This window comes from Pseudomonas sp. MD195_PC81_125 (assembly GCF_014060985.1).
Lineage (GTDB): Bacteria > Pseudomonadota > Gammaproteobacteria > Pseudomonadales > Pseudomonadaceae > Aquipseudomonas > Aquipseudomonas parakoreensis.
Genome location: NZ_JABULD010000121.1, coordinates 1 through 11823 on the forward strand (window position 1 = coordinate 1; position 11823 = coordinate 11823).

General features: G+C 61.8%; 7 protein-coding genes and 5 pseudogenes. 9 read left to right on the forward strand and 3 right to left on the reverse strand.

All coding sequences use genetic code 11. The features are described from left to right. Positions 1-42: 42 nt before the first annotated feature. Positions 43-470, reverse strand: a pseudogene (locus HT737_RS05085) (rhodanese-like domain-containing protein). A gap of 102 nt (positions 471-572) precedes the next feature. On the opposite strand from HT737_RS05085, the gene ftrA reads away from it, so the two are divergent. After that, positions 573-1547, forward strand: a complete 975-nt coding sequence (gene ftrA, locus HT737_RS05090) for a transcriptional regulator FtrA (RefSeq protein ID WP_182401719.1) — start codon at positions 573-575, stop codon at positions 1545-1547. Positions 1548-1679: 132 nt separating this feature from the next. Here ftrA and cobF read toward each other — a convergent pair whose 3' ends face one another. Continuing rightward, positions 1680-2435, reverse strand: a complete 756-nt coding sequence (cobF, locus tag HT737_RS05095) for a precorrin-6A synthase (deacetylating) (RefSeq protein WP_182401722.1) — start codon at positions 2433-2435, stop codon at positions 1680-1682. Continuing rightward, positions 2435-3004 (reverse strand): annotated as a pseudogene (locus HT737_RS05100) (histidine phosphatase family protein). The gene cobF and the pseudogene HT737_RS05100 overlap by 1 nt, the downstream one beginning before the upstream one ends. Before the next feature lie 331 nt (positions 3005-3335). Between HT737_RS05100 and HT737_RS05105 the strand changes: the two are divergent. The 8 genes and pseudogenes from HT737_RS05105 (at position 3336) to HT737_RS05140 (ending at position 11622) form a co-directional block, all read left to right on the forward strand. Beyond that, positions 3336-4189 (forward strand): annotated as a pseudogene (locus tag HT737_RS05105) (MurR/RpiR family transcriptional regulator). 2 nt (positions 4190-4191) lie between these two features. Beyond that, positions 4192-4837 (forward strand): annotated as a pseudogene (locus HT737_RS05110) (isochorismatase family cysteine hydrolase). After that, positions 4834-6165 (forward strand): glutamine synthetase, encoded by a 1332-nt coding sequence (locus HT737_RS05115; RefSeq protein ID WP_182401724.1) that lies wholly within the window; start codon positions 4834-4836, stop codon positions 6163-6165. The pseudogene HT737_RS05110 and the gene HT737_RS05115 overlap by 4 nt, the downstream one beginning before the upstream one ends. Then, on the forward strand, positions 6149-6901 hold the full coding sequence (locus HT737_RS05120; protein WP_121186140.1) for an N-formylglutamate amidohydrolase: 753 nt from the start codon (positions 6149-6151) through the stop codon (positions 6899-6901). Before HT737_RS05115 ends, HT737_RS05120 begins: the two co-directional genes overlap by 17 nt. Before the next feature lie 85 nt (positions 6902-6986). After that, positions 6987-8336 carry an APC family permease gene (locus tag HT737_RS05125; RefSeq protein ID WP_182401726.1) on the forward strand — a complete coding sequence of 450 codons (1350 nt, stop codon included), beginning with the start codon at positions 6987-6989 and terminating at the stop codon, positions 8334-8336. A gap of 119 nt (positions 8337-8455) precedes the next feature. Continuing rightward, positions 8456-9472 (forward strand): arginine N-succinyltransferase, encoded by a 1017-nt coding sequence (locus tag HT737_RS05130; RefSeq protein WP_047293392.1) that lies wholly within the window; start codon positions 8456-8458, stop codon positions 9470-9472. A 61-nt stretch (positions 9473-9533) separates the two neighbouring features. Continuing rightward, positions 9534-10567, forward strand: a pseudogene (gene astA / locus HT737_RS05135) (arginine N-succinyltransferase). Between the two features lie 185 nt (positions 10568-10752). After that, a complete protein-coding gene (locus HT737_RS05140) occupies positions 10753-11622 on the forward strand; it encodes an oxaloacetate decarboxylase (protein WP_007968750.1) in 870 nt (289 codons plus the stop codon). Positions 11623-11823 lie beyond the last annotated feature (201 nt).

Genomic DNA, 11823 nt, shown 5'->3' on the forward strand with positions numbered 1-11823 from the left:
GTCAAAAAGATCGCAGCCTTCGGCAGCTCCTACAAAAGCATTTCAGCATTCGCAGGCGATGGGGGTTTTGGCGGGTTGTTCGACGCTCAGCGAAAAGCCTCATCGAGCCAGCCGCACACGCCACCGATCATCTCCTTGACCGGATAACCCAGCGCCGCCAGTTTCACCGCTGCCTTGTTGGCGCCGTTGCAGTGCGGACCTGCGCAATAGACCACGAACAATGTGTCCTTGGCGTAAGTCGACAAGGCTTCGGGCGTCCACAACCGCGTCGGAATATTGATCGCGCCCGGTACATGACCGCGCTCGAACGCCAGCGGACCACGCACATCGACCAGGACAAAATCGACCTCACCGGCCTCCTGGCTGCTGAAGACGTCGGAACAATCGGTTTCATAGGTCAGACGATTGCTGAAGTGCATCAGGGCAATCGCCGACGGCGCAGCAGGCATTTCGCGAACCAGGCTGGGCATGTTGTGGAGCTCCTGTATCAGTTGGGGTGTGAACAGACTTTATCGGGCCGTCACTTGGCGCTACAGTGGCGCGCAAGACACTCACCGGGAACTTTCCGCCAAATGCCTGATTCACCTGGATTGGTCGCGATTCTGGCCTACGACGGCCTCTGTACCTTCGAGTTCGGGATTGCCGTGGAAATCTTCGGCCTCGCCCGGCCGGAGTTCGATTTCCCGTGGTACGAGCACCGCATCGTCGCCGTCGACGCAGGGCCGATGCGCGCCATGGGCGGCATTCACGTCCTGGCCGACGGCGGCCTGGAGCTGCTGGCGCAGGCACGCACCATCATCATTCCCGGTTGGCGTGATCGCGAAGCCCCGGTGCCACCGGCGCTGCTTGGCGCATTGCGTCAGGCCCACGCCCACGGTGCGCGGCTGCTATCGATCTGTTCAGGGGTGTTCGTGCTGGCCGCCAGCGGCTTGCTCGACGGCCACGGCGCGACCACCCACTGGCGCTACAGCGATGAACTGGCGCGGCGCTTCCCCGCGATTGCGGTGCATCCGGATGTGCTGTACGTCGACTCGGGTCAGTTGATCACCTCGGCCGGCAGCGCCGCCGGGATCGATGCGTGTCTGCATCTGGTGGCCCGCGACTTTGGCACTCAGGTCGCCAATTCGGTGGCGCGGCGGCTGGTGATGTCGCCGCAACGCACCGGCGGCCAGGCGCAGTTCATTCCCACGCCTGTCAGCCCGACGCCGCGCAACGATTTGTCACGGGTGATGCAGTGGGCTCGCGAGCGTCTGCACCAACCGCTGGAAGTGCGCGATCTGGCGAGCGAAGCGGCGATGAGCGAGCGCACGTTTCTGCGGCGATTCAGCGAGGCCAGCGGGCAATCGCCCAAGGCGTGGCTGCAACACGAACGCCTGGCGCGGGCGCGGGAACTGCTGGAAAGCACAGCGCACAACAGCGAACGGATTGCCGAGCGCTGTGGTTACCGATCAGTGGAAAGTTTTCGCGTGGCATTTCGCAGCGTGGTCGGGGTGCCGCCGTCGGTGTATCGGGAGCGGTTTGGGCGTGGGGTCAAAGCGATATCCTGAGGTGAGTTTCCGGACGCCTTCGCTGGCAAGCCAGCTCCCACAGGTTTGGCGTCGTACACACAACTTATTTCAACCCGAAAACCTGTGGGAGCGGGCTTGCCCGCGATGAGGCCCGAACCGACACCCGACAATTCAGGGCTTGCGCAACAGATAGGTATCCATGATCCACCCATGCTCGGCCCGCGCCGCTTTGCGCGTGCGCTCGATCTGATCCGCAACATCCTCAAGCTTGCCGCTGATCAGAAGCTCATCCGGCGTGCCCAGGTAGGCCCCCCAGTAAATCTCGGTCTGCTGATCCGCCACATGACGGTAGGAATCTTCAGCGTCGAGCATCACCACCAGGCTGTCCGTGTCACTCACCTGCCCCGCCGCCAGACGCCGGCCCGTGGTGATTTCGACAGACCGGCCAATGCTGTTCAACGGCACTTTATGCTGCGCGGCCAGTGCCTGAACGCTGGTAATCCCGGGGATCACTTCAAACTCGAACACACAGCGGCCTGACGCCAGAATCGCCTGCAGGATACGAATCGTGCTGTCGTACAGCGCCGGGTCGCCCCAGACGAGGAAACCGCCGCATTCGTTGTCAGCCAATTCTTGATTGATCAGCCGCTCGAAGGTTTCCTGCTTTGCACGGTTCAGATCTTCGACCGCGCGGGTGTAGTCCACGTCGCCACGCTCACGCTCCGGGCTGTGAGCCTCGACGAAGCGATAGGCAGGATCGGTGATGTAGCGCTCACAGATGTCGCGACGCAGATCGATCAGTTTGTCCTTGCGCGGGCCTTTGTCCATCAGAAAAAACACGTCTACCCGGTTGAGCGCTTTCACCGCCTGCAGGGTGATGTAGTCGGGGTTGCCGGCGCCGATGCCGATGACCAGCAGTCGTTTCATCACTGTGCTCCCACACGAACGCTACTCGGCAAGCGTAGCCGCCAGATCCCGTTGAACCGCAGTTCAATGACTGACAGCGGCTCAACATCAATCGCGTTGAACGCTACGCCCCGCACCACCTGCATCAATGCAGCCCGCACCACGAAAGGATGGGTGATCGCGACGATAGGCCCCGGCGTGCCTTGCAGGCTGGCCAGCCACGCCGCCACGCGTTCGCCCAATTGCGTCACCGACTCGCCGCCATGGGGGTGCCGCCTGCGGATCACTGATCCATGCCTGCAAAGCCTCGGCCTCGCGCAGTTGCAGATCCTTGATCGCTTGTCCGTGCCAGCGCCCCATATCGCAATCGCGCAGCGCTTCGTCCACCTGCGGCGCCGCACCGAACCACTCGGCGGTCTGGCGCGTACGCAATTCCGGCCCACACAGCAGATGGCGGGCGCTGGCGAACTGTGTGGCCAATGCACCGAGCCTGATGGCGGATTTTCAACAGGCTCGTTCGTAGGAAAACGCGACAATTTCTGTGCGACGGTTCGAGCGTGGCAGATCAAAGTCAAACAGGTGGATTGCACAGGGTTGCACTCGCTGAACATCGGTTGAATCGGCGGCAAACCGCCGGTTTTGCGGCAATTGTGCCGCAAAACCGGGCGGCTCGGGGGATCTCGCGAGCCAGGACGTTACCCCGGCGAGCGTACAAAACGGCAATGTCTCACACACTAATAGGCAATGGACTACAGGGGTCGAGGACATCGGTGTAGCCCTTGTGACACAGCTCTTTGAGGTTATTTAAACAGTGAATTCCTACCACAAAAAATTCACTAGACATGTAACCTGAGTTACATAAATACTGTTTTAACGGATTATGAAACAAATTCAACACCCCCTCATCCAGCAGGAGCCCGGATGCCCCCTCTTAGAGACTTGATCACCGATCCCGGCCTGGAGCTGACGCCGTCGGAGCGCAAAGTGATTCGCGCCCTGCTCGACCAGTATCCACGCAATGGCCTGGGTCCGATGGCGCGTCTGGCCGAACACGCCGGCGTCAGCGATCCGACCATCGTGCGGCTGGTGAAGAAGCTCGGATTCGGCGGTTATGCCGAATTTCAGGACGCCCTGCTCAGCGATATGGACCACCGCCTGCGCTCGCCGCGCACCCTGTTGCAGCCGCGTTCGCACCTGAACAAGGACGACGCCTGGGGCCATTATCTGGCCGATAGCCAACGCCTGCTGGTGGAAACCCAGGTCCTGACCCAGCCCGAAGACATACGCATTCTGCTCGATTGGCTGCTCGATACGCGGCACCAGATCTACTGCTTCGGCGGACGCTTCAGCAGCCTGATGGCCAACTACCTGCTCAATCACCTGCGTCTGCTGCGCCCCGGCTGCTTTGCCCTGGAAGACAACGCGCAACTGCCCGACCGCCTGTTCGATCTGCAACGCCAGGACGTGGTGCTGCTATTCGACTATCGCCGCTATCAGACCCAGGCCTTGCGCGTGGCCAGTGCTGCAAAAAGCCGCAACGCCCGGGTGGTGCTGTTCACCGACATCTATGCCTCACCGCTGCGTGAACTGGCCGACCTGATCATCAGCGCCCCGGTGGAATCGCTTCGCCGTTCGACACCATGGTGCCAGCGCTGGCCCAGGTAGAAGCTCTGATTGCCTGCCTGACCCTGCGCAGCCCCGATCTGGCCGATCGCCTGGAAGGCATCGACGCCCTGCGCAACGAGTTCCACACCCACTTGCTGGAGGATAAATAAGAATGTTCAGTCTTCCCCACCGCTCACCGCGGGACTTGCCGTTTGTCACCGATCACACCGCGTTGCTGCTGGTGGACATGCAGCGTGCCTGGCTCGAACCGCAGTTCGATCCGCACCTGAACGGCCCGGACGCCGAGTATTTCCTGACCCGCACCCACATGCAGGTGGTGCCCAACCAGCGCCGCTTGCTCAGCGCCTTTCGCGAAGCGCGGCAGAACGTGCTGCACACCATTATCGAAAGCCTGACCGCCGACGGCCGCGACCGCTCGCTGGATCACAAACTGTCGGACATGCACCTGCCCAAGGGCAGTGAACAGGCGCGGATCATCGACGACCTGACGCCGGTGGAAAACGAGATCGTGTTACCGAAAACCTCGTCCGGGGTGTTCAACTCGACCAACATCGATTACGTGCTGCGCAACCTCGAAACCCGCCACCTGATCATCGCCGGCATTGTCACCGACCAGTGCGTCGACATGGCGGTGCGTGATGCCGCCGACCGCGGTTATCTGGTGACGCTGGTCGAAGACGCCTGCGCCACCTACACCCCCGGCGCGACATGACGCCTGCCTGAATGCGATCAAGGGCTACTGCTGGATCACCGACACCCAGACGGTGCTCGGCAGGTTGCAGGAGATGCGCCCATGAGCGAGCGCCTGACGCCGTTGCCGATGACCACCATCGTCACCACTGACCTGATCGGCATCACCCGTGGCCGTTCGTTTCCCACCGATCAGCTGGAACATTATCAAGCAGCCGGTTGCGGCTGGGTGCCGGCCAACAGTGCCTTGACGCCGCAAGACATCATCGCCTCGACCAACCCGTGGGGCGCGTATGGCGATCTGCGGCTGATCCCTGACTTGAGCAGCCGCGTCACCGTCGGCAACGGCCCGGATGCCGCAGCGCCGGCGCTGGACTTCATCCACGGCGACATTCGCGAAACCGATGGCCGCCCGTGGAGTGCCTGTCCGCGCACGCTGCTGCGCGATGAAATCGAACGTTATCGCGACGACCTCGGCCTGCAGGTCAACGCAGCGTTCGAACATGAATTCAACCTGCATGCCGGCTTCGCCGAACACCTGGCGTTTTCCCTCGAAGCCCAGCGTCAGGGCGCCGAGTTCGGCGGCTGGCTGCTCAGCGCCTTGCGTGCCGGTGGCGTCGAGCCAGAGATGTTTCTGCCGGAATACGGCAAGCATCAATACGAAATCACCTGCCGCCCGACCTGCGGCGTGGCAGCGGCGGATCGTGCGGTCAATGTGCGCGAGATCACCCGTGAAATCGCCCGGCAAATGGGCGTCGATGTCAGCTTCGCGCCGAAAACCAAGGCCGATGCGGTGTGCAACGGCGTGCACTTGCACGTCAGCCTGCTCGACCTGCAAGGTCTGCCGCTGCTCTATGACGCCGGCACCAGCAACGGTCTGTCGACCCTCGGCCAGCATTGGGCGGCCGGCATCCTGCATTATCTGCCAGCGCTGTGTGCATTCACCGCGCCGACGCCGGTGTCGTACGAACGCCTGCAGCCGCATCACTGGAGCGCGTCCTACGCGTGTCTGGGGCAGCAGAACCGTGAAGCGGCGTTGCGCATTTGTCCGACCGTGAGCCTGGGCGGCAAATCCGTGGCGGCGCAGTACAACCTCGAATTCCGCGCCATGGACGCCACCGCTTCGCCGCACTTGGCGATGGCCGCGCTGCTGATCGCCGGACGGCTGGGCATCGAACAGCGCCTGGCGCTGAACGCAATCACCGATGAAATACCCGATTCACTCAACGACGAGCAACGCAAGGCCCGGGGCATCGTTGCCCTGCCCGCCTCGCTGGCCCAGGCGCTGGATTGCCTGCGTGACAGTGCAGCCTTCAACCAATGGCTGCCCAAGCCGTTGCTCGACACCTACCACGCCCTTAAAACCGAGGAACTGGCGCTGACGGAACAGCTCTCGCCCGCTGACCTGTGTGAGCACTATGCACGCCTGTACTGAATCCGCCGAGCTGGGGTTGTATACCCGCCCGGTCTACAACCTGAGTCGTGAAGATTCATCGCATCCATTGATCCTGGTGTGTGAGCACGCCAGCCGCTACATCCCCGAAGCCCTGAACAATCTGGGCCTGGACGATGCAGCTGCGCGCGAGCACATCGCCTGGGACATCGGCGCCTTGCAACTGGCTGAAAAGCTTTCGCAGGTGCTCGGGGCGACACTGTTGAGCGCCAACTATTCACGGTTGCTGATCGACCTCAACCGGCCCCGGCATGCCCCCGACAGCATTCCGGCACAGAGCGAGATTTATCAGGTGCCCGGCAATCGCGAGCTGGACGAAGCCACTCGCGAGTACCGGCGCCAGACGCTGTTCAAACCGTTTCACGCCCGGCTGCAAACCCTGATCGACCAACGCGTCGCGCAGGGTCAAGCGGTACGGGTGGTGGGGATTCACAGCTTTACCCCGGTGTATTACGGCCAGCCGCGCCCGCTGGAAGTCGGCGTGTTGTTCGGCCAGGCCAGCGCCTACGCACAACGGCTGATCGACGGCCTCGGCCAGCACCCGTTGAAGGTCGCGGGCAACCAGCCGTACCGGATCGACCCGCTGGGTGACATGACCGTGCCGGTGCACGGCGATGCCCGTGGACTGGAGTCGGTGCTGATCGAGGTGCGCAACGATCTGCTGCGCAGCCCGGAAGCGGTTTCGCTGTGGGCCCAGCGCCTGGCACCGCTGCTGTAACGAATGCAAAGATTGATAACGCGGTAAACGATGGACCGACATAACAACGAAAAACGCCGGATAGGCTGACAAGGAGTTGCGCTTCATGGAAATAGAAGAGTTCGGCTACAAACAGGAGTTGAAACGTAGCCTGACACTGACCGATCTGGTGGTGTACGGAATGATCTTCATGATCCCCATCGCCCCGTTTGGCGTGTATGGCTACGTGAATGCCGAGGCGCCCGGGATGGTGCCGCTGGCCTACATCATCGGCATGGTGGCGATGCTGTTCACCGCGTTGAGCTATGGCAGCATGGCGCGGGCATTTCCGATTGCAGGTTCGGTCTACTCCTACGCGCAACGCGGCCTCAACCAACACGTCGGCTTTCTCGCCGGCTGGCTGATGCTGCTCGACTACCTGCTGATTCCGCCGCTGCTCTATGTCTACGCGGCGATGGCCCTGAACCATCTGTACCCGGACATTCCGAAAGTCGGCTTCATTCTGGCGTTCCTCGTCAGCGCGACGTTCGTCAACCTGCGCGGCATCACCTTCACCGCACGGATGAACATCATCTTCCTGCTGGCGCAATTGGTGGTGCTGGGGATTTTCCTGTTCTACGCCTGGAATGCCCTGCACAACGGCGGCGGCAACGGCGAGCTGACCCTGGCGCCGCTGTATCACCCGGAAACATTCAACTTCGCCCTGCTGATGCAGGCGGTGTCGATTGCGGTACTGTCGTTTCTCGGCTTCGATGCGATCTCGACGCTCGCCGAAGAAATCAAGGGCGACCCGGGCAAAAGCGTCGGTCGGGCAGCGCTGATCACACTGCTGGTGATGGGCGCGATTTTCGTCGTACAGACCTGGATCGCCACCGACCTCGCTGCCGGCATGGGCTTCAAGTCCGCCGACACTGCGTTCTATGAAATCGCCGAAATCGCGGCGGGCAGCTGGCTGGCAACGCTGACCGGTGTGGCGACTGCTCTGGCATGGGGGGTTGCCGTGGCAATCACCTCGCAAGCCGCGGTGTCGCGCCTGCTGTTCGGCATGGCCCGTGACGGCAAGTTGCCGAAAATGCTGGCCAAGGTGCACCCGAAACACAACACCCCTTACCTGAGCATTTATCTGGTGGCGCTGCTGTCGCTGGTGATCTGCTACCTGTTCATCAATTCGGTCGACACCCTGACCTCGCTGGTCAACTTCGGTGCCCTCAGCGGTTTCATGCTGCTGCACCTGACAGTGATCAACTACTACTGGCGTCGGCAGAAGTCCGGTCAGGTCGTGCGCCATCTGATCTGCCCGGTGATCGGCTTCATCATCGTCGCCGCCATCATGTACAACATGGGCGTCGATGCGCAGAAACTCGGCCTGATCTGGATCGCGCTGGGTCTGGTGTACCTGTTCTTCCTGAACAAGCTCGGCGCCAGCAGCGCGCTGCCTGACCCGAGTAACGGCTGACAAGAAAAAGAGCGGCGTCTGACAACAAATCAGGCGACCGCCGCTTTAAAGCGTGGCAACCGACAGTGATAGTCAGGTTCGGTGCGGATCACCGGACCCTTTGATACAGGAGTGCATCCATGCTGGTCTTACGCCCAGTCGAGCCAACCGACCTGCCGCAATTGCAGCAACTGGCCCGCGACAGTCTGGTCGGCGTCACGTCGCTGCCGGACGACAGCGAACGCCTGCGTGAAAAAATCGCCGGTTCCTGCGCCTCGTTCGACCACGACATTCAGGCGCAAGGCCCGGAGAATTACTTCTTCGTGCTGGAAGACCTCGACACTCGGCGGCTGGTCGGCTGCTCGGAGATCCTCGCCACGGCCGGTTTCAACGAACCGTTCTACAGCCTGCGCAACCGCCACTTCACCAGCGCCTCGCGGGAATTGAACATCGAACACGGCGTGCCGGCGCTGTCGTTGTGTCACGACCTCAACGACCACACCCTGCTGCGCGGTTTTCACATCGACAATGCGCTGGTGCGCAGCGCTTTTTCCGAACTGCTGTCGCGGGCGCGGCTGCTGTTCATCGCCGCTCACGCATCCCGTTTCGCCGATGCGGTGATCACCGAAATCGTCGGCTACAGCGATGAGAATGGCCATTCACCGTTCTGGGATGCACTGGGCAAGCATTTCTTCGACCTGCCCTACGTCGAGGCCGAGCGCCTGTGCGGTCTGCAAAGCCGCACCTTTCTCGCCGAACTGATGCCGCAATACCCGATTTACGTGCCGATGCTGCCCCCGGAAGCACAGGCATGCATCGGCCGGATTCACCCGGACGGCCAGGAAGCGTTCGACATCCTTGAACGCGAAGGCTTTGAAACCAACAGCTATATCGACCTGTTCGACGCGGGCCCGACCCTGTATGCGCGCACCGCGAACATCCGTTCGATCGCCCGCAGCCAGACCGCCACCGTGCGCCAGCAAGCACAAATCGACGCTCGGGGACGCTATCTGGTGAGCAACGACGCCTTGCACGGTTTCCGGGCCATCGTCGCCGAACTGGATTACCAGCCCGATCAACCGCTGTCCCTTACGCCAGCCCTGTGCACGGCGCTGAAGGTCACCGATGGCAGCACGATCAGGCTGACAGCCCTGTGAACGGCGCCCGGTTGCACACCCAACGACAGTGCCCGAACAGGCGCGTACAAGGAGTTACCGCATGATCGTCCGTCCGGTCAAAGTCAGCGACCTGCCAGCGCTGATGACTCTGGTGCAGCAGGCCGGCCCCGGGTTCACCACCCTGCCGGCCAATGAAGACCGCCTCGCTCACCGGGTGCGCTGGGCGCAACGTGCGTTCGCCGAGCAGGTGGAACGGGCCGACGCCGACTACCTGTTCGTGCTCGAAGACGACGACCTGCGCGTGGTGGGTGTCAGCGCCCTGACCGGCGCGGTTGGCCTGCGCGAGCCGTGGTACAACTACCGCGTCGGATTGACCGTGAGTTCGTCAGCGGATCTGGGCATTTCCCGACAGATACCCACGCTGTTTCTCAATAATGAGCTGACCGGCCAGTCGGAGCTGTGCTCGCTGTTTCTCAGCCACGACCATCGTCATGGCAGCAACGGCCGGCTGCTGTCGTTGGGGCGCCTGCTGTTCGTGGCCGAATTTCCGCAGTTGTTTGGCGAGAAGATGATCGCCGAACTGCGTGGCAGTGCCGATGAACGCGGTTGTTCGCCGTTCTGGGACAGCCTGGGCCGGCACTTTTTCCAGATGGACTTCAGCCACGCCGACCACTTGTCGGGTCTGGGCAACAAGTCGTTCATCGCCGAACTGATGCCGCGCCAGCCGTTGTACACCTGCATGCTGACCGAACAGGCACAAGCGGCCATCGGCCAGCCACACCCCAATACCGAGCCGGCGCTGAAGATCTTGCGCGAGGAAGGCTTTGTACATAAGGGCTACATCGACATCTTCGACGGTGGCCCGGTGATCGAAGCGCCGATCGGCAGCATTCGTACCGTGCGCGACAGCCAGGCGCTAACCTTGAGCTCGGCACGCCGGACGATCAGGCCCCCTTGTGGCTGATCCATAACCGTCGCCTGGAGAACTGCCGCATCACCGTGGCCCCCGGTCGTCTGGTCGGCAATACCCTGGTGGTCGACCGCCTGACCGCCAAGCGCCTGCAACTGCAGCCGGGCAATTCGGTCCGCGCCGTGCTGCTGCCCAGGCAACAGCAACACGCAGTCGCGGCCTGAACAACTGTCCTGACACTGGAAATCCGCTGATTGCAGATGAAACCTTTCAGCCTTTGCATCCGTGATCAACGCCTCACTCGCAAATTCGTCATGAATCTTGACCCATTCGCGTGATAGCCTTTTCATTCTTCGGCGTTGACACCTTTGCTCAAGCCGTTCCATTCCTTTGTATTGGTGGAACTCGTATGACCAGGCTTTCCCATCAAGATTTGCGCCGTAACTTCCGTCAATTGCTGGCTTCCGACACCTGCTACCACACGGCTTCGGTGTTCGATCCGATGTCCGCGCGCATTGCCGCAGACCTGGGTTTTGAAGTGGGGATCCTCGGCGGCTCCGTCGCCTCGTTGCAGGTGCTGGGCGCCCCCGACTTTGCCTTGATCACCCTCAGCGAGTTCGCTGAGCAGGCCACCCGCATTGGCCGCGTCGCTCAGCTGCCCGTGATCGCCGACGCCGACCACGGCTACGGCAACGCCCTCAACGTGATGCGCACCATCGTTGAGCTGGAACGCGCCGGCGTCGCCGCACTGACCATCGAAGACACACTGCTGCCGGCACAATTCGGCCGTAAATCCACCGACCTGATCTCGGTTGCCGAAGGCGTCGGCAAGATCCGTGCAGCGCTGGAAGCCCGGGTCGATTCGGAAATGGCGATCATCGCCCGCACCAACGCCGGTATTCTGCCGAACCAGGAAATCATCAGCCGCACCAAGCAATACCAGGCCGCCGGTGCCGACGGCATCTGCATGGTCGGCGTGCAGGACTTCGATCAGCTAGAACAGATTGCCGAACACTTGACCGTGCCACTGATGCTGGTCACCTACGGCAACCCGGCGCTGCGCGACGACAAGCGCCTGGCCGAACTCGGTGTGCGCGTAACCATCGACGGTCACGGCGCGTACTTCGCGGCGATCAAGGCCACCTACGACAGCCTGCGTGAGCAACGACAGATCTTTACCCAGGCTTCGGACCTGAGTGCCACCGAACTGACGCACACCTACACCCAGCCAGAGGACTACATTCTCTGGGCGAAGGAATACATGAGCGTCAAGGAGTGATGTGATGACCGGGCTGACGCTCTCGCTGGCAAGCCAGCTCCCAAAGGTTATTTGGCCGACATGGATTTGTGGGCATCACCAAAGTCCGTGGGAGCCGGCCTGCCAGTAAAAGCAGTGGATCAGGCTATATGGATGTTGATTGTGCTCACGCCATCGCGAGCAGGCTCGCTCCACATTTGATCGGTGTCGAACACAGATACT

What these genes read in the sequence shown, in the direction of transcription:
- HT737_RS05125 (WP_182401726.1), top strand. Translation starts at nt 6,987, where the DNA reads ATGGAAATAGAAGAGTTCGGCTACAAACAGGAGTTGAAACGTAGCCTG.
- HT737_RS05130 (WP_047293392.1), top strand. Translation starts at nt 8,456, where the DNA reads ATGCTGGTCTTACGCCCAGTCGAGCCAACCGACCTGCCGCAATTGCAG.
- cobF (WP_182401722.1), bottom strand. Translation starts at nt 2,435, where the DNA reads ATGAAACGACTGCTGGTCATCGGCATCGGCGCCGGCAACCCCGACTAC.
- HT737_RS05140 (WP_007968750.1), top strand. Translation starts at nt 10,753, where the DNA reads ATGACCAGGCTTTCCCATCAAGATTTGCGCCGTAACTTCCGTCAATTG.
- HT737_RS05115 (WP_182401724.1), top strand. Translation starts at nt 4,834, where the DNA reads ATGAGCGAGCGCCTGACGCCGTTGCCGATGACCACCATCGTCACCACT.
- ftrA (WP_182401719.1), top strand. Translation starts at nt 573, where the DNA reads ATGCCTGATTCACCTGGATTGGTCGCGATTCTGGCCTACGACGGCCTC.
- HT737_RS05120 (WP_121186140.1), top strand. Translation starts at nt 6,149, where the DNA reads ATGCACGCCTGTACTGAATCCGCCGAGCTGGGGTTGTATACCCGCCCG.